This window comes from Rhodoferax antarcticus ANT.BR (assembly GCF_001938565.1).
In the GTDB taxonomy this organism is placed as follows: Bacteria; Pseudomonadota; Gammaproteobacteria; order Burkholderiales; family Burkholderiaceae_C; genus Rhodoferax; species Rhodoferax antarcticus.
Window position 1 is genome coordinate 163,386 of sequence record NZ_MSYM01000008.1, and the last position, 22,055, is coordinate 185,440.

The 22,055-nt window shown below is 59.5% G+C and carries 17 protein-coding genes; 6 read left to right on the forward strand and 11 right to left on the reverse strand.

The genetic code is table 11. From position 1 onward, the window contains the following. Positions 1–2: 2 nt before the first annotated feature. The 6 genes from BLL52_RS05700 to BLL52_RS05725 form a co-directional block, all read right to left on the reverse strand. Complete coding sequence (locus BLL52_RS05700; protein WP_139313312.1) at positions 3–2,423, reverse strand: putative bifunctional diguanylate cyclase/phosphodiesterase; 2,421 nt, start codon at positions 2,421–2,423, stop codon at positions 3–5. Then, complete coding sequence (locus BLL52_RS05705; protein ID WP_075585738.1) at positions 2,420–2,845, reverse strand: type 2 periplasmic-binding domain-containing protein; 426 nt, start codon at positions 2,843–2,845, stop codon at positions 2,420–2,422. Before BLL52_RS05705 ends, BLL52_RS05700 begins: the two co-directional genes overlap by 4 nt. Positions 2,846–2,851: 6 nt before the next feature. Beyond that, the gene (locus BLL52_RS05710) at positions 2,852–4,081 is read right to left on the reverse strand and encodes a porin (protein ID WP_139313313.1); all 1,230 of its coding nucleotides are present in this window, start codon (positions 4,079–4,081) and stop codon (positions 2,852–2,854) included. A 156-nt stretch (positions 4,082–4,237) separates the two neighbouring features. Beyond that, positions 4,238–5,347, reverse strand: a complete 1,110-nt coding sequence (locus tag BLL52_RS05715; RefSeq protein ID WP_075585740.1) for a 6-phosphofructokinase — start codon at positions 5,345–5,347, stop codon at positions 4,238–4,240. Positions 5,348–5,512: 165 nt separating this feature from the next. After that, positions 5,513–6,142 (reverse strand): response regulator transcription factor, encoded by a 630-nt coding sequence (locus BLL52_RS05720; RefSeq protein ID WP_075585741.1) that lies wholly within the window; start codon positions 6,140–6,142, stop codon positions 5,513–5,515. Continuing rightward, a complete protein-coding gene (locus BLL52_RS05725) occupies positions 6,139–8,211 on the reverse strand; it encodes a two-component system sensor histidine kinase NtrB (RefSeq protein ID WP_075585742.1) in 2,073 nt (690 codons plus the stop codon). The genes BLL52_RS05720 and BLL52_RS05725 overlap by 4 nt, the downstream gene beginning before the upstream one ends. 140 nt (positions 8,212–8,351) lie before the next feature. On the opposite strand from BLL52_RS05725, the gene BLL52_RS05730 reads away from it, so the two are divergent. From BLL52_RS05730 to BLL52_RS05755, 6 genes are all read left to right on the forward strand, one after another. Beyond that, positions 8,352–9,458, forward strand: coding sequence for a mechanosensitive ion channel family protein (locus BLL52_RS05730; RefSeq protein WP_075585743.1), 1,107 nt, complete (start codon positions 8,352–8,354; stop codon positions 9,456–9,458). A gap of 14 nt (positions 9,459–9,472) precedes the next feature. Beyond that, positions 9,473–10,348, forward strand: a complete 876-nt coding sequence (locus BLL52_RS05735) for a prenyltransferase (RefSeq protein ID WP_075585744.1) — start codon at positions 9,473–9,475, stop codon at positions 10,346–10,348. A 188-nt stretch (positions 10,349–10,536) separates the two neighbouring features. Continuing rightward, positions 10,537–11,538, forward strand: a complete 1,002-nt coding sequence (locus BLL52_RS05740) for a TRAP transporter substrate-binding protein (RefSeq protein ID WP_075585745.1) — start codon at positions 10,537–10,539, stop codon at positions 11,536–11,538. A 128-nt stretch (positions 11,539–11,666) separates the two neighbouring features. Continuing rightward, entirely contained in the window at positions 11,667–12,650 is a 984-nt protein-coding gene (locus BLL52_RS05745; protein ID WP_075585746.1) for a TRAP transporter substrate-binding protein, read from the forward strand. Positions 12,651–12,728: 78 nt separating this feature from the next. Next, positions 12,729–13,256 (forward strand): TRAP transporter small permease, encoded by a 528-nt coding sequence (locus BLL52_RS05750; protein WP_075585747.1) that lies wholly within the window; start codon positions 12,729–12,731, stop codon positions 13,254–13,256. Next, positions 13,253–14,536 (forward strand): TRAP transporter large permease, encoded by a 1,284-nt coding sequence (locus BLL52_RS05755; protein ID WP_075585748.1) that lies wholly within the window; start codon positions 13,253–13,255, stop codon positions 14,534–14,536. Before BLL52_RS05750 ends, BLL52_RS05755 begins: the two co-directional genes overlap by 4 nt. Positions 14,537–14,688: 152 nt before the next feature. On the opposite strand, the gene BLL52_RS05760 is transcribed toward BLL52_RS05755, so the two are convergent. Genes BLL52_RS05760 through BLL52_RS05780 form a run of 5 tightly spaced genes read right to left on the reverse strand, consistent with a single transcriptional unit; the run spans position 14,689 to position 21,933 of the window. Next, positions 14,689–17,265, reverse strand: a complete 2,577-nt coding sequence (locus BLL52_RS05760) for a DEAD/DEAH box helicase (RefSeq protein WP_241839019.1) — start codon at positions 17,263–17,265, stop codon at positions 14,689–14,691. Further along, positions 17,262–18,302, reverse strand: coding sequence for a Fic family protein (locus BLL52_RS05765; RefSeq protein ID WP_075585749.1), 1,041 nt, complete (start codon positions 18,300–18,302; stop codon positions 17,262–17,264). The genes BLL52_RS05760 and BLL52_RS05765 overlap by 4 nt, the downstream gene beginning before the upstream one ends. Continuing rightward, positions 18,295–19,506 carry a PDDEXK nuclease domain-containing protein gene (locus tag BLL52_RS05770; RefSeq protein ID WP_075585750.1) on the reverse strand — a complete coding sequence of 404 codons (1,212 nt, stop codon included), beginning with the start codon at positions 19,504–19,506 and terminating at the stop codon, positions 18,295–18,297. Before BLL52_RS05770 ends, BLL52_RS05765 begins: the two co-directional genes overlap by 8 nt. After that, positions 19,499–21,115 carry an Eco57I restriction-modification methylase domain-containing protein gene (locus tag BLL52_RS05775; RefSeq protein WP_075585751.1) on the reverse strand — a complete coding sequence of 539 codons (1,617 nt, stop codon included), beginning with the start codon at positions 21,113–21,115 and terminating at the stop codon, positions 19,499–19,501. The genes BLL52_RS05770 and BLL52_RS05775 overlap by 8 nt, the downstream gene beginning before the upstream one ends. Continuing rightward, the gene (locus tag BLL52_RS05780; RefSeq protein ID WP_075585752.1) at positions 21,112–21,933 is read right to left on the reverse strand and encodes a KilA-N domain-containing protein; all 822 of its coding nucleotides are present in this window, start codon (positions 21,931–21,933) and stop codon (positions 21,112–21,114) included. The genes BLL52_RS05775 and BLL52_RS05780 overlap by 4 nt, the downstream gene beginning before the upstream one ends. Positions 21,934–22,055: the final 122 nt, after the last annotated feature.

The window sequence follows — 22,055 nt, forward strand, 5'->3', positions numbered from 1 at the left end:
GGCTAGGCCCCCGTATCGGGTGCTGCCAGCAGCGCGGTGATGCGGCTTGCCGCCGCGTCAAATTCTTCGGCCGGGACCGGGCGCGAGAAATAGTAGCCCTGGGCATAGTGGCAGCCCATGCGCTGCAGCGCCACCAGATGGCTTTTCAGCTCGACCCCTTCTGCCACGGTGTCCAGCCCCAGGCTGCGACCCATGGCGATGATCGCGCCCACCAGGGTGTTTTCGTTGTTGTCGTCACACATGTCCTGGACAAACGATTTATCTACCTTCAGGGTGTCCACCGGGAACAGCTTCAGGTACGACAGCGAAGAATACCCGGTGCCAAAGTCGTCCAAGTAAACGCGAAACCCCAAGTCATGCACCGCTTTGAGCCATTGCAGCGACTTGTCCACATCGCGCAGCATCACGCCCTCGGTGATTTCCAGCGCCAGCCTGGTCGGTGAAATGCCGTAATGTTGAACCACTTCCTGAAGTTTTGCGGGGGTCAGCCCGTCGGGTATCTGCCGGCCAGAGACGTTCAGCGACAGAACGTAGTCCAGCCCCCGGTTTTTCCAGTCCAGCAGCTGCCTGCAAGCCACGTCGAGCATGAGCAGGCTCATCTCAATCACCAGACCCGTTTTCTCGGCCAGGGGAATGAAGCTGTCGGGCATGACCAGCCCCCGCGTCGGATGGCGCCAGCGGATGAGTGCCTCGGCACCCGCTAGGCGCTGGTTTACCAGGTCCACCACCGGCTGGTAAAACAGCACAAACTCGTGATTGCGAATGGCGCTGCGCAAATCGCTTTCCATGTGCCTGCGCTGCTCTGCAGCCTCGGTCAGCACCGGGTTGAAAAACACATGCTGATCGCCGCCTGAAGACTTGGCGCTCTCCATGGCCAGTTCGGCCTGGCGTAACAGTGACGGCACATCAAAGCCGTCGCCCGGAAACAGGGCCACGCCAATGCTGGCATGCAGATTAATAGGCGAGCCGTCCGCAAAATAGGGCTGGCGAATGGCTTGCAGGATGCGCCCGGCAATACGCTCAACCGCTTCACCCTGGGTGACGTTGTTCAGGATGATGCCAAAGTTGTCTGCCGCCAAGCGTGCCAGGGTGTCCTGGCTGCTGACACAGGCTGACAGGCGCCGGGTGGTGGTCTGCAAGATGGTGTCGCCAGCTGGCAGGCCAATGCCTTCATTGACCCGGCGGAACTCGTCCAGATTGATCAGCAGCAGCGCAAAGCCACCGGTTGTGGCGCCGGCGTACGCCTGCACCAGCATGTGCAGACGCTGCTCCAGCCCAAGGCGGTTGGCCAGGCCCGTCAGCGGGTCGGTGATAGCCTGTTGTCGTGCCGTGGCCTCTGACTCCTTGAGGTGACTGACATCGTGCACCACGCCTTGCAACAGGTTGTTGCCCACCGACCGCAAGACCATGTGGGCCCAGCTGCGCTCTGCACCCGGCATCAAAATCTGCAATTCCTGGGTGACTGCAGTGTTCTGCGTCAGGGCGCTGTGCAATAACCGATCCATCAGGGTGGGGTTTTGCCACGGCAACTGGTTGATGTTGAGCGGTGCCAGCGCTTTGCCGGGCGGCTGGCGGTGAATGTCAAACAGCTGCGCAAAGGCCGGGTTCCAGGACATCAGCGACCCCTGGCGATCGATCAGAAACAACCCGGACTCGGCGTTGTCGAAAATGGTGTGATAGCGCTTTTCGTCAATTTCACCTTGCTGGCGCAAATGCCGCTCCACTTCCAGCGCACTGGTCAGGCGGTCTGACAGCGCGTTGATGTCGGCCACCAGTTGGCCAATTTCGGTGCGGCCATGTTGGCTGGGGGTGGCCAGACGCTCCCCACGGGTCGGGTCCATGCGGTGCAGCCGGTCAGACATAGCCTTGATCGGGCGCACGATGAACAACAACATCATCACCACCACGGCAGCTGCGACCATGCCTAACTGCCAACTCAGTTGAAGCGCCGCAAACCAGACCTCTTCCCGGATGCGTGCGTCAATCACCTGCGGGTCAGGTGTCAACAAAATATGGCCCACTTCCTTTTGCCGGTCAAACGGCGAATAAATCAGCCGTTTGAGCATCCCGGTGGCTTGCGTGTTGGGGGCGGCACCCCGCTGCTTGTCAGCCAGTACCGCCTGCGCTGTAGCGATGCGTACCGCCAACACATCGGAATTGCTCAGCACGCCCTGCGCGACTTCCACCGCCAGCGTCTGGTCGTTGGCAAAACAAGCCACGGACAGGGTGCTTTGAATGGTGTCAAGAAGCTCATTGAGGCGGGTTTGCGAAGCCTGGTGGGCGCGCACGCTGGTGGCGTAGGCGGTGTACCCCACCGCCACCGCAGCAGCCAGCAACGAGGCCAGAACCACCGCCAGGGTCGAGCGCAACAGCAGCCCGCTGGACCACCAGGAGACAGGGGGCAAATCAGGCCGAGCCGTCACCGCGGGAATTCCATGATGATCCGCAGGCGCTTGTCAACCTGTGCTCGCTCCACATACGCAATGGCGCCTGGGCGCGCCAGCAGTTGCACAGTGACCTCTGCCACGCTGGCCGCCTGTAGGGGCGGGGAGGTGCGCCCGGAAAAAATCAGACGCGACCAGTAGGCGTTGATTTCATTCACATCCTTGTTGACCAGCTTGCGGTAAAACTCGGCGCGCAAGGCGCTGGATTCGGGCTGGTCAATGGGTTGTGCGGCATCCCCGGTGGGCAGCCTGCGGTAGCGCCCCAGAAAGATGTTGATGATCTCGTCCTGACTGAGCGGGCCAATAGAACTGGCCGCGTTGACCACCACCACCGGCTCAGCACGCACCGGGCTGGCCAGACCAAAGAACGCAACGAACAGGCTTAGCAACAGCGTTTTCATGGCGGACTAAAACACAAAGTCCAGCGTCAGGCTCACCGCAGTCAGGTTGCCATCCCATAGGCCAGGTTGGGCACCTTTCAGCAAGAAGACGGAAGACGGTGTGCCGCGCACCCAGTCCACTTGGGCTTTCAAAGCCATATCCTTTTGCAAGTCCCAGCGTGCGCCAAGCGTGTAGGTGTGCTGGTCGGTGACGCTTTGAGAAATCAGAGAGGCTGTCACAGGGTAGTACGCTGGGTTGCCGGTCAGCACCGCCGCATCAGAGACGCTGCGCGACACCCCAACGTAAGGGGTGACGGCGCCCAGACGGTACGCCGCCATCACATAACCCGCTTTGGAGCTGGTGTAAGCCACGCCGTCTTGGTGGATCCGGTTGAGCATGAACTGGACAATGAGCGGGCCCTGGTCGTAGACCAGTCCGAGCGAACTGAATTGGACCTGCTGACCCGCCATCGACATCTGTGGCACCGCAGACAGATAGGGCATGCCAGCCACCTGGTCAACGGGCATCTCCTGATTAAACTTTGCGCGCACATGGCTCACCCGAACCTGCCAGGGGCCACGGCTGTAGTCCAAGTAACCACCCAACAGTTGCGAGCCTTTCAGGTCCCACAGGAAGCCCGGCGCATATGGCGTGCTCTCAGGCGATTGACCGACAAACAACTTGCCCTTGAGCAAACCCGTACCCACCGGCCGGGTCATACTGACGTCCAGGCCATCAATGTACGAGAACACCAGCGAGCCGTAAAAATCTGGCGGCGGTCGCACACTCAGATTGGAATAACCCACCAGCCGGGAGTCCCCCAGCATGTAAAACTCGGTGCCCAGGCGGCCCACGCGCACGGAGAAATCAGGTGAAAAATCATGCCGCACAAAGGCCCAAGTGACCTCCGGGCGGTAGCTGGAATCAGCGTGGTAGCGGCTGACCAGTTGCACCACGCCTTCGGTGGCGGTACTGAAATGGAGGTTGGCCTGCACACCCAGCAGGCTGTCCACCTTGGTGGCCCAGTGGGTGCCAGCGCCGTTGGGTTGCGACAAATCACGAACCAGCTCGGCGTTGTCATCGTCGCCCCGGGCGAAGCCCAGCGTGCCAAACCCGTGCAGACTGACCCCCGGCCAACTGGTGGCCGTGCTGTCTTGCGCCTGAGCGAACGAGGCGCTCAGGCTCAGACAAAGCAAGGCGCCAGCGGTGGCCTGTCTGCACAGCCCAATCAACGACGTTGGACGATTTTTGCGCATGATAAACATACTGTTTGACCCACTCCCGTTGCCAAAGCTGCTACAAAATGCGCAACAGCGGACAAATAAGTGTAGCTAAATTAAGCGCCCAGCAGGCCAAGTTATGACCTGATGGTCAGCCGCTCATCTGACTTGACAAGCAGATGCCAAACTCAATCAGTCACCAAATGAGATGCCCAGATCGCGCCCGGTCTGCAGGGCGTCGCAGTCCATGGGCACATCGCGGATGTGGCCGGCCACTTCTTCCAGCGCCACATAGTCCACGCCATTCACGCCCAGCGACACCATCACACCGGTTTGGCCAGCGTCCAGCCCGCGCACGGCAGCGGCACCAAAGCGCAATGCGGCCAGGCGGTCAAATGAGGTCGGGCTGCCGCCACGCAGCAAATGGCCCAGCACCACCACGCGGGTGTCTTTGCCGGTTAACTTACCCAGGTCGTGCGCAATGGTCTCGCCAATGCCACCCAGACGCTCGGCATGGCCGACTTCTGCCGGCGCGAGGAGCTCGCGGTGACCGTCTTTGGGCCGCGCACCCTCAGCCACGACGACGATGGAGTACAGGTGACCCCCCGCATCGCGCTCGCGGATTTTGGCGGCCACCTTCTCGATATCAAAACCAATTTCCGGTATCAAAATCGCGTGGGCATTGCCTGCAATACCCGCGTGCAGCGCAATCCAGCCAGCGTAACGGCCCATCACCTCGACCACCATCACCCGCTGGTGACTCTCGGCGGTGCTATGCAAGCGGTCCAGGCACTCGGTGGCAAAACCCACGGCGGTGTCAAAACCAAAGGTGGTGAGGGTTTTATCGAGGTCGTTGTCAATGGTTTTGGGCACCCCCACCACACGCAGGCCCTTGCGGTGCAGCGCATCCGCAATGGTCAATGAGCCGTCGCCGCCGATCGACACCAGCGCGTCGATCTCATGGGTGCCAAAGTAGGTGAGGATTTCGTCAGAGCGGTCGATCTCGCGCACCGTGCCGTCGGGCATTTTGACCGGGAAATGCAGTGGATTGCCCTTGTTGGTGGTGCCCAGAATGGTGCCACCGAGGTGGCCAATACCACGCACCGAATCACGAGTGAGGCGGTAGACACCGCCTTCTGGGTAGCGCTCCGGGAACATGATGCCGTTGAAGCCGTCGCGGATGCCGTAGCACTGCCAGCCCAGATTGTTGGCGGCAATCACCACCGACTGGATCACCGCGTTCAGGCCAGGTGCGTCACCGCCACCGGTGCAGACCGCAATGCGTTTGATGGGTTTTGTCATGCGTTAACTTTCACTTAAAACTTGATTTTTCAAAATAGACGTTAATTGTGCCGCAAGGATCCTGGGGGCCAACACGCACCGAGTGACGGAGGTGTAACAAGTTTGATATGGAAATAATAGCTACTACCGCTTTATTCATAAGGGCTAGAGCCCGATTTCATGTATTTATGGCGCACCCATTGGCATCAAGCGGCCCAGTTTATGCGCCAGTTCAATGGCCGAACTCACACCCATCTTCTCAAATATGTTGGCACGGTGAAACTCCACAGTGCGCGGGGTGATTCCCAGATGCTCAGCAATGGTCTTGTTGTAATGGCCGCAAATCAGCTCGTCAAGCACTTCGCGCTCACGCGGGCTCAACGACGCCAGCGATTGGCGCAAACGGCGGGCTTCGGTGTCGCCTTCGGTGGTGACGCTGGCAGCAGCCAGCGCCTGCGCCACGCGGTCAACCAGTTCATTGTCCTGAAACGGTTTTTCCAAAAAGTCCCAGGCGCCGTTTTTGACCGCAGACACCGCCATGCTGACATCGCCATGGCCGGTCAGAAACAGCACCGGCCAGGGGCAGCCCAGCGCCTTCAGTTGCTCAAACGTGGCCAGACCCGAAAGCGGCGTCATGCGCAGGTCCATCAACACCACCGATGCGCCCCAATCACCCGCCAGCGCGCGCGCGGCTGCCAAAAAGGGCTCGCCCCCGTCCCAGGTGGCGGGCTGGTAGCCGCGCGAGTCAAACAGCCAGGCCAGGCCGTCGCGGATGTCGGGGTCATCGTCGACGATGTGTAACTCGGTACGTTTCATGGGGCTCCTTCGTGCGGGGTCGCAGGCGTTTGGGCCAGCGGCAGTTCAACGCTGAAACGGGCACCGCCCAGCATCGGGTCATGGCTGACCGCCAGGCTGCCGTGGTGCGCCTCGACGATGGAGCGGCAAATCGCCAGCCCCATGCCCATGCCGCCTTCTTTTCGGCTGACAAAGGCGTTGAAGATGGTGTCACGCGCCTCGTCGCTGACGCCCGGGCCGGTATCAGCCACCGACAGCGTGGCCATCTGGCGCGCGCTGTCCTGGCGCAAATCGATCCAGACCTGTGGCGCGGCAGCACCGTGCGGCGCCCAGTCCTGCGCATTGCCCACCAGGTTATTCACCAGATGCTCCAGCAACAGCTCATCCGCGTCCACCCAGATCGGCTGCTGCGGTGGCGACCACTGCGCCGGCGTGCCCTCCCCATCGCCGTTGGCGGTCAACACGCGGGTCAACAACGCCACCAAGTCCAGCCGCTGGCGCGACAACTCGCGGCGCCGGGCAAAGTCATTCACCCGGCGAATAATGCCGCCTGCGCGTTCTGCCAGGCGCGCCATGCGCTGCACCACTGGCAGCAGCTCAGGCAGGCTGATGTTGGCATCGTTCAGGCGGTTCAGCAGGCCGTTGGCAAAGCTGCTTAAAGCGCCCAGCGGCTGATTGAGCTCATGTGCGAGCGTGGACGCCACCTCGCCCACCGCAATCAGACGGCCCGAGGCTTCGAGCTTTTCCTGCTGCTGCGCCGCCATGCGCTGGGCGCGCTTGCGCTCGCTGATGTCGATCACCGAGCTCATCCAGCCGATCTGCACACCACTGGCGGTGTTCAGCGGTGCCTCGTGGATCAGCACGTCGATCAAATGCCCGTTGCGGTGGGCAAACTGGACTTCCACGCCGTCGCCCGAGGTGCCGCACTGGATGATGCCCTCATGCACCTGCACCAGCTGATCATGCTGGTCTGGCGGCCAATAGGGAAAAGGCATGCTCAAGCCAATGAGCTCCGCCGGGCTGTAGCCCACCATGCGCGCAAAGGCATCGTTGATGTAGAGGATGCGGCCCTGCAAATTCCAAGCGCGCAAGCCAATCGTGACCGAGTTTTCCATCGCGGTGCGCAGCGCCACCTGCGCCTGCAGCAAGGCCTGCACCTGCTGGCGCTTGACAAAGTCGCGCCGCAGCGCATACAGCGCGACCAGCATGCCCAGCAAAAAAAGCACCGCCACCAGGAAAAAGATGCGCGGCACGGTGGCCGGCTGGGCCTGGGTGAGCGCCACCTGCAAGAACAGGTCCACCCCAGGCAGATTCAGCGCCACACGGTCAACCTGCGGGTCGGCCAGCTCCGTCGCGCCAGCAGGGGGTTTGTCCAGTGCGGCTTGACTTTCCAGCTGCACGCTGTGCGTCTGGCTGAACCAGGTGGGAACCAGCGCGGCCAGTGCGCGCTGCAGCGAAACCGCTGCCAGGTAGTTGCCAGCGAATTCGCCACGGTCAAAAAAAGGCGTTGCCAGCCAGATCACGTCTGTGGGTGTGCCATCCGGGCGCAGCATCAACCCGGCATAGGCCGAGCGCCGCAGCCCCTGGGTGGTGGTCTGCATCAGGGTCAGGGCCAAGGCGTTGTCCGGGTGCGCATCGCGGTCCAGTTGCCAGCGCTGCGGGCCCACCTGAAGGTTGCCCAGCTGGCCTGCCGGAATCCAGCCGCTGGACAGCAGCACTCCAGGCTCGCGCCACAGCAGGCCGCCCTGCACCATTGGCGCAGATGGCGGTGAAACACCACGCTGCAGCGTTGGGCTGCCCGCCTGCAACACCGCCTGACGCGCCAGCACCAGCAGATCGTCTTCCAGGCGGCGAAAGTGAAACTGCACGCTTTGCTCCAGCCACTGGGCGTCTGCGGCGCGACGCCGGGCGACTTCTTCGTCTTCAAAATTGTTCAGGTACAGCAGCAGCGCCACCACCGATCCAACCAGCAGCGCCAGCAAGCCCAACAACCACAGCAGCGGCACCCGGTTGCGCCCAGACGGACCCGCCACCGACTTTTGCAAAAGGGCAAAGTCAAGCGAGGAGTCACGCGTCGGGGTAACGATCATGTCTGGGTTAACTCAAAGACGCCGAGGCGTAGCACAGTCCTCAAAGCAGGCAATTTCAGTATACGTTGGGTCAATTTGCGCGCCGTGCGATACCGCTGACCAAAAAGGCCGCTGTCACTGGCATGGCGTACAGTCGTTAAATGCAGCTCTACTACGATTTCGTCAGTGACAACTTTGGCATGACCTCCTGGGTGGCCACCGTTTTGGCCATGGCGTTGGCCACCCTTGTGATTCACTACCTGCTTCGCATTGTGCTCAAACGCGCCAGTCATATCACCGTCCGGACCCAAACTGTTTGGGATGATGCCCTGGTCAACAGTGCCGCAAAACCCGTGCTGCTGGCGTTTTGGCTGATCAGCGCAGGCCTCATGGCGCGCGTGCTGCAGCGCGAATCCGAGGTGGAATTTCTGACACAGGGCCTTGTGTTGCGTGACGTCGCGCTGATCGTCGCCGTTGCCTGGTTTTTGCTGCGCTTCAGCGGGAAAGTTGGCCGCAATATTCTGGTCCAACGCGCCGCCAACGGCGACGATGTCGACCCCACCACCATTGACGCCCTGGTCAAGCTGACCCGCTTGTTGACGGTGGTGGTGGCGATGATCACCATTGCCCAGACCCTGGGCTTTCACATTGGTGGCCTGCTGGCACTCGGTGGTGTGGGTGGCTTGGCAGTAGGCCTGGCCGCCAAAGACTTGCTGGCCAATTTTTTCGGCGGCCTCACCATCTATCTGGACCGGCCGTTTGGCGTTGGCGAGTGGATCCGCAGCCCTGACAAAAGCATTGAAGGCACGGTGGAATACATCAGCTGGCGGCACACCCGCATTCGGGCGTTCAACAAAAATCCGATCTACGTGCCTAACGCGGTTTTCACCAGCATCATTGTGGAAAACCCGTCGCGCATGAGCCACCGGCGCCTGAAGGAAACCATTGGCGTGCGCTACGACGATTTTGACAAAGTTGCGATCATCGTCGCAGACATTCGCCTGCTGTTGCAGGCACACCCCGGTATTGACACCTCGCAGACGATGATTGTGAATTTCAATCTGTTTGGCCCGTCATCCCTGGACATCATGGTGTACACCTTCACCAAAACCACCGACTGGATCGCCTTTCACGGGGTAAAGCAAGAGGTCTTGTTGCAAATTGGTGAATGCATCAAGCGCCATGGTGCGCAGATCGCCTTCCCCACCCGCACACTGCACCTTGAGACTGAGGCCTCAGCCCAGATGCCCACCGTGCCTACAACTTGAAGGGGCACCAGCCCATGATGCCCCAAACCCCCCACAACCTGTCACCTGCCACCGTGTGGCAGTTGGCGCGGCCCGCCTCTTTGACCCCGACCGGGGTGGCCTGCGTGCTGGGCACAGCCACGGCAGCGGGCTGCGGTATCCAACTGGACTGGGCCGCTGCGCTGGCTGCCCTGCTACTGGCCGTGGGGCTGCACGCGGGCGCCAACCTGTTGCAGGCTGGCTACGCGCAACGCGGTAGCACAGCCGCACCCACCGGCCCGTTTGCCGACAGCGGCCTGCGTTTGATGCAAGACGGCTTGGTCAGCCAGGCCGAAATCCGTCAGCTCGCCTGGGCAGTGTTGGGCATGATGCTGGCCGCTGGCCTGGTGCTGTCGGTCAGAGCCGGGGGGGGTCTGCTGCTGGTCGGATTCGGTGGCGTGCTGCTGGCGGTGCTGTTTGCCGTGCCGCCGTGGCGACTCGGTACGCGAGGCTTGGCTGAGGTTAGCGCGGTGCTGGCCTGGTGGCTGGTGGTGCTGGGCGCAGACTATGTGCAGCGGCACCATTTCTTTTTAATCTCGGTGGTGGACGCGGTGAGCTTTGCGCTGCTGGTGGGGGCTGTGCCGCTGGTGCAGCGCCAGCGCCCTGGCAGTTGGGTCGTGCCCGCGCTGTACGGCTTACTGATGGTACTGGCCTATGGCTGGCTGGTGGGCGGTGTGGCGCTGCTGTACCACCCGCAGCCTGCGCTGTGGGGGCTGGTGTCGCTGCCGCTATCGTTACTGGCCGTGGGCCTGCTCTGGGGCGCCGCGCTGCGACCGCGCTGGGTCTGGCTGGCACCATGGCTCAGCGTCGCAGCGGCGCTGTTGCATGGCTTGACGATGGCGGGCGGCTTGATGACGGTGACGATGTTCTGATGTGCAGCGCAATGGTCAGCGCAGCGACCGGGCTCGCTGTAGGCTTTATGCATTAAATAGGCCTCTAGCCCTTATGCAACAAGCGCTGGCAGCTTCTTTAAACATAGCAGCTATGCCACGGTAAAACGCCTGTCAATCGCGGGGCAGTGGTCATAATGCCCACCATGTCAACTCACCTGCTCCCACCAATGCAACGGCGCGAGTGGCTTGGCGCCTGTGCCGGTGCGGCGCTGCTGCCTGCGGCCCGCGCCGCCATGCCACAGCCGGAAATTACCCTGCGGTTTTCGCATGTGGTGGCCGAAGAAACCCCCAAGGGCCTAGCTGCCAACCGCTTCAAGGTGCTGCTGGAGCAGCGTTCGAGCGGGCGGATTGGCGTGCAGGTGTTTCCCAACGCCCAGCTTTACGGCGACTCGGATGAGATGCGGGCGCTGCAACTCGGTGCGGTAGATCTGGTGGCGCCGTCACTGTCCAAGTTCGGGCGCATCGGACTGCCCGAGTTTGAGCTGTTTGACCTGCCATTTTTGTTTGACGATCTGAGCGCGGTGCGCCGCATCACCCTGGGGCCGCTGGGCCAGCGCCTGCTGCAAGGGCTAGAGCGCCAGGGGTTGGTGGGCCTGGGGTACTTTGACAACGGTTTCAAGCAGATGAGCGCCAACCGACCCCTGCTGGAGCCGAAAGATTTTGTCGGCCTGCGCATGCGGGTGCAGGCCTCGCAGGTGATTGCCGCGCAGATGCGTGCGCTGGGTGCCCGGCCAGTCACGCTGGCCTTCAGCGAAACCCGTCAGGCGCTGGCCAGCGGGGTGGTGGACGGCACAGAGAACCCGGTGTCCAACTTCTGGACGCAAGGCATGCATCAGGTGCAAAGCGACGTGAGCCTGACCAACCACGGCTACCTGGGCTATGCGGTGGTCACCAACCAGCGCCTATGGCAGTCGCTGGCGCGCACTGAGCGTGGGTTGATCAACCAGGCGCTGCAAGAAGCGCTGGGCTTTGCCAACCAAATTGCCGACACGCAAAACGACAAGGCCCTGGCCGCCTTGCGACAGACCAGCAGCGTACACATCCACCGCCCAACGCCCGAGCAACGCCAGCGCCTGCGCCAAGCGGTGCAGCCGGTGCAGCAGCAGCTGGCCAGTCGACTGGGCCAACGCTGCATCAAAGACCTGCAAGCGGCCCTGAACAAGGGTTAAGCGCTACAACTTCCGGACATCGGGGTAAACCCTAGCTGTTGAACACCACAGTTGCAATGTCGCCCAGCGGCCACTAAAGTCCGGTTTTAGCGTGCGGGCGCTCCCATTTTTTTAACGAGGAGATTGACATGGCATTGAAGTTGAAACTGGTCGCTGCTGGCGTTTTGCTGGCCTTTGGTTTGGGCGCGCAAGCCGCTCCGATCATCATCAAATACAGCCACGTGGTGGCCGACGTCACGCCCAAGGGGCAGGCGGCGCTCAAGTTCAAAGAACTGGCCGAGAAGAAACTTCCCGGCAAGGTCGAGGTCCAGGTGTTCCCCAACAGCCAGTTGTTTGGCGACGGCAAGGAAATGGAAGCCCTGTTGCTCGGTGACGTGCAAATCGTTGCCCCCTCGCTGGCCAAGTTTGGCAAGTACACAGATCAGATCCAGATTTTCGATTTGCCTTTCCTGTTTGACGACATCCAGGCGGTGGACCGCTTCCAGTCCAGCCCTGAGGGCCAGAGCATGCTGAATTCAATGGAGAAAAAAGGCATTAAGGGCTTTGGCTACCTGCACAACGGCATGAAACAACTCTCGGCCAACAAGCAGCTGAGCTTGCCCGGCGACGCCAAAGGCCTGAAATTTCGCATTCAGGCATCTGACGTGCTCGACGCACAGTTCCACGCGGTCGGCGGCAACCCACAAAAACTCTCTTTTGCCGAGGTTTACCAGGCGCTGCAAACCGGCGTGGTGGACGGCACCGAGAACCCTTGGTCCAACATCTACAGCAAGAAATTCCACGAAGTGCAGAAGTACATCATGGACAGCAACCACGGCGTGCTGGATTACATGGTGATTGGTAACGCCAAGTGGTGGGCTGGCCTGCCGCCTGACGTTCAAAAGGGGCTGTCCGAAGCCATGGTCGAGTCGATCAAGTTTGGCAACAAGGTGGCCTTTGATGAAGACTTGGCTTTCCGCCAAAAAGTCATCGACGACAAAAAGGCCATTGTGGTGCCCATGACCAAGGAGCAGCTTGCCGCCTGGCGCACCGCCATGCAACCGGTGTGGAAGAAGTTTGAGGGCGAAATCGGCAAAAATCTGATTGACGCCGCACTGCGCGCCAACAAGTAAGCCGTCTTACAGTCCCCACCACCCCGGCCTGGAACCTGCATTAGCGGGCCTGGACCGGGGTCTTTTTTGGAGCATTCCATGAGATTTCTCGACCATCTGGAAGAGTGGATCGTTGCCGGCATGCTGGCGGCCATGACCGCTCTGACCTTTTTACAGGTTGTGATGCGCTATGTGTTCAACAGCGGCTTTTCCTGGGCGCTGGAGCTGACCACGGTGTTTTTTGCCTTCATGATTTTTGTCGGTATCTCATATGGTGTGCGTGTGGGCTCCCACATTGGTGTGGACGCGCTGGTAAAGATGCTGGGCCACAACGCCCGGCGCAATGTGTCGATTCTGGCGGTGCTGCTGTGTCTGTTGTATGTGGGTTTTGTGCTCACCGGTGCCAGCATTTATGTCTTGAAAATGAAGGAAGTCGGCATTGAATTTGAAGACATGCCGATCGAGCGCTGGCAGGTGCTGGCGGTCATGCCGCTGGGCTACCTGCTCACCGGCTGGCGTTTTCTGCAGATTCTCAACGGGCTGATCAGCGGCAAAACCGAAACCCTGACGCTGGCAGACGAGGCCGCTGAAGCCATGAGACTCAAAGCCGAGGACACCCCATCATGAACACCCTGGTGCTGTTTGCGGCGTTGTTTTTCTGCATGGCCATTGGCATGCCGATTGCCATCAGCTTGGGCCTGTCAAGCCTGCTGACCATCTTTTTCTTCTCGCAAGACTCGCTGGCGTCGATGTCGATCAAGCTGTTTGAAACCAGCGAGCACTACACGCTGATGAGCATTCCGTTCTTTGTGCTGGCCGGGGCCTTGATGAGCACCGGCGGCGTGGCCAAACGCATGGTGGTGTTTGCCATTGCGGCGGTGGGCCATTTGCGCGGCGGCCTGGCGATTGCCTCGATTCTGGCGTGCATGCTGTTTGCGGCGGTGTCGGGGTCGAGCCCGGCCACGGTGGTGGCGATTGGCTCGATCGTGATTGCCGGCATGGTCAAAAACGGCTACCCGAAAGCGTTTGCTGCGGGTGTGATCTGCAACGCAGGCACCCTGGGTATTCTGATTCCGCCTTCCATCGTGATGGTGGTGTATGCCGCCGTGACCGAAGTGTCGGTGGGCCGCATGTTCATGGCGGGCGTCGTTCCGGGCTTGCTGCTGGGCCTGATGCTGATGCTGGCGGTGTACTGGCGCGCGGGCAAACTCAAGATCACCCCACCGCCCAAAGCCAGCACCAGCGAAATTTTCAAGGCGTTTCGTGAATCCATGTGGGGACTGGCGCTGCTGGTCATCATCATGGGCGGTATCTACGGCGGCATCTTCACACCCACAGAGGCGGCAGCGGTGTCGGCGGTGTATGCGCTGGTGGTGGCGATGTTTATCTACAAAGACCTGGCACCCAAGCAGATTCCGCATGTGTTTCTGGAGGCAGGGCGCACCACGGTGATGCTGATGTTCATCGTGGCGAATGCACTGTTGTTTGCCCACGTACTCACCACCGAGCGCATTCCGCAGACCATTGCAGAACACATCGTCAGCATGGGCATGACGCCGTGGATGTTTCTGCTGGTGGTCAACATCATCCTGCTGATAGCGGGCAACTTCATGGAGCCCACCGGCATCATTTTGATTCTGGCGCCCATCTTCTTTCCCATTGCCACCCAGCTCGGCATCGACCCGATTCACCTGGGCGTGATCATGGTGGTGAACATGGAGATTGGTATGGTGACGCCACCGGTGGGGCTCAACCTGTTTGTGACCAGTGGGGTGACCGGCATGAGCCTGGTGCAGGTGACCAAAGCGGCGCTGCCGTGGTTGTCGGTACTGCTGGTGTTTTTGGTGATGATCACCTACATCCCGCAAATCACGCTGTTCCTGCCCGATATGGTCTTTGGTAAATAAGAGGGCTGAACTGAAGTTATCAGCTTTTTAGGGCTCTAGCCCCTATAGAATATGCGCTGGCAGCTATTATTTAAATAGCTGCCAGCGCTTTTTTTATTGGCTATCGGCCTCTGATATCCGCCACATGTGGGTTGCTCAGCGCTTGCTGCCCCTCAGTCCCGCGCCACCACCGTGTCATACAAGCCGTAATGGGTCAGTCCATCGTGGCTCAGGAGTCCGGTGTAGCGCAGTGAAGCATCCTCATATCGCCGAAACGCAAACACCGCCGCATTCATCTGCTCGGTGTTGAATACTTTGAGCCGCACCAGCAGGTGAAAGTCCTGCACGGTCAACCCGGTCACGGTCAAAAATAGCTCTGGCTCCAGCTTGGTGATCACATCTTGCAAGGTGTTCTCTCGAAAATCGGTCAAGTACATGAACGCCGGGATGCGCGTGGCAAACTTGATCAGCTTTTCCTGCACCAGCCGGCGCTTGGACTTGTATTCCTTTTCTTCAGCCGAAAGCTCTTTCTTTTCTTTATCCGTCAGCTCCCCGTCTTTGGCTTTGGTCTTCAGGTCTTTGACCTTTTCACTCTTGTTGATGATGGTCTCAATGACGTTGTCTCCCAGCGCGCGCCAGCCCTCGATGCGGCCCACCGCATCCATCGCCTCGGGGCTGTCCAGAATGCGGCGCAGCGTGCCGTTGTCCACATTCACCAGCAGCGCGCTTTCCCACTTGCGCGCCAAGAGCGTGGCCGAGGTGCCCGCCATGGCAATGTCCAGAATGCCGCCCGCATCAATCTGCGTCATGTGGGCACCGTCAAAAGCCAGCACGGGCAAAAAGGCCACCAAATCCCGCACCGCATTTTCGGGGTTGGTCTCGTTGGGCGACAGGCCAATACCGTATTCCGACAACTGGCGCAGCGCCCGCGTGGGCGCAAAGTCGAACACAAAGCACACGGGCTTCAGGATTTCCTCCTCGTTTGGGTTGTCGCCGTTGGGGTTTTTGATGGACCACGGCGACTGCACCCGAAACGCCGCCTGAAAATAACTCTCTGGCGATTTCAGGTTACGCAGCATCAGGATGGCCGACCACTGCGCCACCGTCACGCCCGTGGTGAGCTTGCCGCAGGACAGCGTGATGGTTTGGGTGTCAAACCCACTGCCAATGGCCTTGCGCACCGGCGGCAGCGCCTCCAGCCCAATACCTGCCGCGCTACCAGCGGCCATGATGACCTGGTAGCCAAGCCAAAAGGTGTTGTGCCGCTCGGCTAGCAAGTTCGCCATCGCCTGGCAGGCCGCCACGTTTGGCAAATACCAGAACGAATGCTGCAAATAGGGCAACAGGCGCACGTCAGAGTACGGAAACGGTGGCCGGGTGCCGGTTTTTAACAACTCTGCCGACTGGGCCACATTGCCACCGCGAATGATGTCCAGCCATTTCTGCACGTCGCTCTTGTGCTTGAACTCTGCGGCGGCACCTGTGCCCGTGGCCTCAAAAAACGCATTCAGATCGAACTCATCAAACTCCCCACCGCTGGCAATGGCCAGCAACTCGTCAGGCATTTGGTAGGTGAGCAGCCGCATTTGCGGCAAAGCGGCATAAGGGTTGCGCTTGGGCTGGTGCGTGGCCGCAAGCGCTGCAGACTCCGCAAAAGCCGCTTTGGCGCGCTGCTCGTCGGTGTAGGTCCAGTTGAAGATTTGTTCCTCAATGAACTCGCCCGTGGCCAGCGCCTTAAACGGTGTGCCCGACAGGTACAAATAGGCCCGGGTCGTGATGGGCAGAAAATCGGCCTCTATGTTCGACAGCACGGTCAGGTCTTCGTTGATGGCGTCCAGCTCACCTGCATATTCCAGCTTGGCCTCTTTCTTGGCGACAGAGTCGTCCTCGCCCTCAAACAGCTCCTTGGCCGTGTCGCGCCAAGCACCAAAGTGGTACTCGTCAAACACCACCAAATCCCAATTCACCGCGTGCAGCCACTCGTTGCGCGGCTTGATGTTGCCCGCTGCATCACGCCCCAGCAGGTCTTGAAATGAGCCGAAATACACCACCGGCTTGGCGCGGTCAATCAGCAAAGGGTCGCCCCCCGTGGTGCGCGACAGGTATTGCCAACCGTCAAAGTCCACATGATTTTCCAGGTCGGATGCCCAAGCATCTTCCACCGCTGGTTTGAAGGTCAGCACCAGCACGCGCTTGGTCTGGAGCGTTTTGGCCAACTGGTAGGTGGTAAAGGTTTTTCCAAAACGCATCTTGGCGTTCCACAAAAAGCGCGGCACGGCGCTGGCATCATCAAACCAGATCGATCGGTAATAGTCCCGCGTTTTGTTGACCGCATCAAGCTGCTCATCGCGCAGACCAAAGGTCTCGTGGTGGGTGCCACCCAGCGGCTTCCCGGTGCGCAACTCGGCCAGCACGGTCGCCACATCGGCCACGGAGCAGCGCACCCATTCCAGCGTGGTGTTCTCAAAGCCTTTTTTGACCAACGCCGCCCGCACTTCATGGTCGGTAAAGAGGGAGCCATCGTCACGCTCGGCGGCCTCATCGAGTTCAATGGTGAAGTTCTGGATGGCGGCTGTTTTGAGCTGCTCGGCCACGCGCCGCTTCACATGGCGCGTGGTCTGGCCCACCTTGAGTTGGCCGTGGTGTGCGGCATCGGCAATCGTGTAGGCGTAGATGCGAGGGCGGGCTTCGGGTTTGGGCGTGAGGACTTCGTCGATGGAGGGTTTAGCCACAAATTTGGATTGACTCACGCTGCTCTTTCGATGATTTGCCAATGACCGACCTTGTCCGAACCCACGCGCAGGATTTGACCTTGCTCACGCAATGCTTTGAGATGGCGCTCAATGGTGCGGGTGGTTTTGTTGAGCAAGCTGGCAATTTCTCTGGCTGATAGCTGGGGTTGTTTTGTCAAAAGCGCCAATATTTGCGCAGTTACACCGACATTTACACCGACCCTTGCACCGACATTTACACCGACATCGACCACTGTCCGCGCCGCCACATCAATGTATTTGTAGAGCGAATTGGCAATGGCATCGAGCATAAAGTCGATAAACGGGCGGCAATCCACAACAGCCGTGGCGTGTGAATCCTGCAAGGCCTTGTAATACAGCATCTGGTTGTGATGCACCAGTGTCTCCATCGGCATCCAGGCAAACAGCGGATTCCATTGCGCAAGAATCAGCGTTTGCCACAGCCGCCCAATGCGGCCGTTGCCGTCCCGGAACGGGTGGATGTATTCCAGCCGGTAGTGAACGGCAGAACTCGTGATGAGCGGATGCGCCTCGCTGGTTTGCCCCCACTGCAGCAGCTGATCCACCAAGTTGGGAACTTGGCTTGACAGCGCGCCACGGTGCAATAGCGTGCCATCACTGCCCACCACCGCCACGCCGCCTGTTCGGAACTGTCCTGATTCGCCAATCAGCGTGTCGGTGAGGTTTGCATGCGCCCGCAGCAAGTCGTCCACTGACCACGGCGCATAGCCGGGCATCTCGTTGTAGGCGTGCCAGGCGTTTTGTACCTCTTTGATGTCCTTGGGTGGCCCCCAGACCGGTTTGCCGTTGATGACATCGGTGACCTGGCCCAAGGTAAGCTGGTTGCCTTCAATAGCGGTGGATGCGTGTACCGACAGGATGCGGTTGAGCCGGCGCAGGTGCAGCACATCGCCCGACTGCTCCTCGCTGATCTTGACGCGCTCCATCAAGGCGTGAATGGCACCGATCTTTTCGTGCCACCTCGGGGCTTCTGTGAAGAACTTTTCCAGCGGCTTCACGGGCTTTTTATTCATCAGAACGTTCTTCCAAAGCCGACTCAATCAATCGGCGCTCGCGCTCAACCTCCAGTCGGAGCTGCTCTTCGGTGGGCAGGCTGAGCATGTATTTGGATGCAAAAATTTGCTTGCGGTCGTTCAGCACCGAGTAACGGGCAACGGTTTTGCTCTTTTCTGTGCACAGAATCAGGCCGATGGTGGGGTTGTCGTCCGGCGCTGTGAACAGAGCGTCAAACATCCGCACATAGCCGTCCATCTGACCGACATCGCCATGGGTCAACTTGCCAACCTTCAGGTCGATCAGCAGGTAAAACTTCAGCTGGCAGTGGTAAAAAACCAGGTCGATGAAACGATCCTGGTCTTCGATTCGAATGTGTTTTTGCCGCCCCACAAAGGCAAAGCCGTTGCCCAGTTCCAGCAAAAAGCGCTGCAAGTGGGTGATGACAGCCCGCTCCAGGTTGGACTCATAAAGCGTCTCCATGTTGGGCAAGCCCAAAAACTCTAGAACGTAGGGGTTCTTCAAAATATCGACTGCACCGACAACTGGCGCTGTCAATCTACGTCCTTGAGCCAGCATCCGCGCGGGCTGGGCGCTTTTTAGGGTGCGTTCGTAATAAAACGAGTGGAGCTGACGCTCCAGCGTACGCTTGTCCCAGCCACCTGCAATGGCCTCACGCTCGTAAAAATCACGGGAAACCAAGTTGGTCACCTGCATCAGCACTCGGTAGTGCGACCATGAGAGCTGTGGCGAGAAGCCTCGCGGCAAGGCGTGGGCACTGGGTGGACCGCTCTTGGTGCGCAACTTTAAATTCCGGCCCGCTGCGTATAACAACTCGCAACCCGTCAATTCTCCACCCACTGGGTGGGGAATTGCAGCGCTGGAAGATTCTCCACCCAATGGGTGGGGAATCGGCACCCGGCCGATGAACGCCAGGTAGAACTGCCGGAAGTACCACAGGTTAGACACGGAAAAGCCTTTTCCGTACCGCTGCGTCAGCTGTCGGGACAAATCAGCAACAAGGCCTTTGCCATACGCCGCGCGCTCCTCGCCACCCTGCAATTCCTGCACGATCTCGCGCCCGATCAGCCAGTAGGCCAGCACCATTTGGGTATTCACCGCACGCACGACGTTGCCCCGCGCCTCGTCTAGGATGACGGCGACGCGGTCAAAGAGCGCTTCGGGTTTGGGGGGGAGGACTTCGTCGATGGAGGGCTTACTCATCGTCTACCTCGTCGGCAGCGTCCGTATCAAACAGTTCGGCATCGCGCGCTGCGACTTGGGATTCGATGAATGCGATTTCGTCGTGCGTCAGGCTGTAGCGCTTGTAGAGCTTGGCGTCCGTCCACTCTTGATCGAGAGGAATGTCGGGCACAAACGAATACACGTCGCGTGTCGCGTGTTGTGTGGCCTTGCGGAGTGAGACAAGAAAACGGACAAAGCGCGTGCGGAGGTACTGTGCGCAAAAAGTTGCCGCTTCTTCGCTATCAAAATGTCCGGCCACGAGATAGGTTTCGGTACATGCAGTGCCCGGCTCCGCGATGATTGGTTTGCTCAAGAATTTTGTCTCAACCGCCGCGCTGGTGCCTTGCACTGCTGTCATGAGCACCTTCCATTTGTCAATCCATTGTGGATTGACAGTTACTGCACTTCTATCAATCCAACTTACCTTGCGTGAGCCGAATAGCTTTACCGGTTCCTTCAGTTTCTTTGAATCCGGCTTGCCATGAAAGAATGTGCGAAATCCAAATGGTTTTCCGCTCGAAACCCGACTAGCGAACGCTGGTTCAGCTTTTGCCTGCACCTTTTCCAAAATTGGCACTGCTTCATTGCGTCGAACCAGAACGTCAAACGAATCCAAATGACGTGCAACCGTTGGCCCCATCGGTTGGCCATCCCAGAGCGTTTGCACGCTACATGGGCCGTTGTGCTCGCTATCCCAAAGGAAGTACGAAATACCGCCGCGAATCTTCACCCCCGGGAAACCATCGTAAAGTTTTGGAAAGTCCACAATGTTTCGCAGGCGCTTATCAGCAAGCATCTTTGCCCTGTAGCCGTCAAGCCCTTTACCGCCCGCCATCCAGCGCGACGGCGTGACAAACACCGCATAGCGTGGCTCAAGGTCGAACGCCTTCTCCACGAACAATTGGTAAATAGGTGCCGCACTGGTGCCATAGCCCCCATCGTTCAATTGATACGGCGGGTTGCCCACAATGACATCGAACTGCATATCGTCTCCAAATACCTCGGTCATCCGAGTCTTGATGTGGTTGGTGTGAATGAAGGCGTAGGCGTGGGTTTCCAGCGCCTCGCCACGGTCCATGGCGGCCTGACTGGCCCCGCAAAAGGTGCATTTGCCCAATGTCCCGGTTTTTGCCCATGTGTGCTCGGTGCGCTCAAACCAGATGTTGCCCGCGTCACTGGCAAAGCCCTCGGCAATCGAATGCGCGCCATTGGCGTACTTGGAGCAATACACGCTGCGCCGCGCCAGCAAGCTGGTCAGGCGCGTGATGCCAATGCCAAACACCTGTTTTGTCAGGATGTGGTTCACACGCTCTTGCAGGTCTGGAATTTCCTGCGCCAGCCCCAGGGTGAGTCGACTGGTGATCTCGCGCAGAAAAACACCTGACTTGGTGAACGGGTCCAGAAACCGCACGGTCTTGTTCGCCCACAGGTCGCCGCCGTGGTCCGTGGCCCAGGCCTGGGCCAGCAGGTCCAACATGCGCCCGGCCAGCTCGGGCGGGGTAAAGACTTCGTCGTTTGACAGATTGGCAATGCAGGTCAGCACATCGGGGTTGCGCCCGCGCAGGGTGAAGGAAACCTGTTCGTTCATGGCTGTTTGCCTTGGAGCCGCTGCACACCCACATCGGCCAACAGCAGCTTCATTTGCACGATAGCGGTCTGGTTTAGCAGAGCTAGCCTCTGCGTCTGCGCCAGCCCTTGATGGATGAAGTGCGCGTTCAGCGTTTCCAGATTGGCCAGGCACACCAGTTGCGCGGCATTGGCTTCGTCGCGGATGTTGCCCGTGTTGCCGGGGTTGTCATCACGCCACTGTGCAGCGGTCTTGCCAAACAGCGCCATGTTCAGAAGATCGGCCTCGCTGGCGTAGATCAGATTGGTTTGCTGCGGCGTCAGTTGCGGCGGAATCAGTTGGGTTTTGATGGCATCGGTATGGATGCGGTAATTGATCTTGCTCAGGTTGCGGCGAATGTCCCAGCCCAGTTGATCGCGCTCGGTCTCTTTGAGGCGCTGGAACTCTTTGATGAGGTAGAGCTTGAATTCAACCGACACCCAGGACGCGAACTCGAAGGCTATGTCTTTGTGGGCATAGGTGCCGCCGTAGCGCCCGGCTTTGGAGGTGATGCCGGTGGCACGAGTGGCTTCTATCCAGCGTTTGGGTGTCAGGGTGAAGCTGTTCAGACCTGCTTGCATCCTAATCCCGTCGAATTCCACGGGATTAAAAGCGGGGTTGTTGAGTTGCTCCCAGATGCCCAAAAACTCCAGGGTGTTTCGGTTACGTAGCCAGTTCCGAATGATGTCGTCCGTGTGATCGCTGTCTTTGTAGCGTGCAATGTCGGTGAGAGAAATGTAGTCATCCACACCACCGGAAACCATCGTGATGCTCGTGCCCTTAACTTCAATTTTGGCCATTTGCTTCCTCCTTGTTCTGTGACGATAGTGTGCAGGGATGAGGTCACAATTTGTGACTCCATAGCGGGGTACAGAGGTTTGAGATCACAGTTTGTGATGTCATACGCCGAGACTTGCAATGC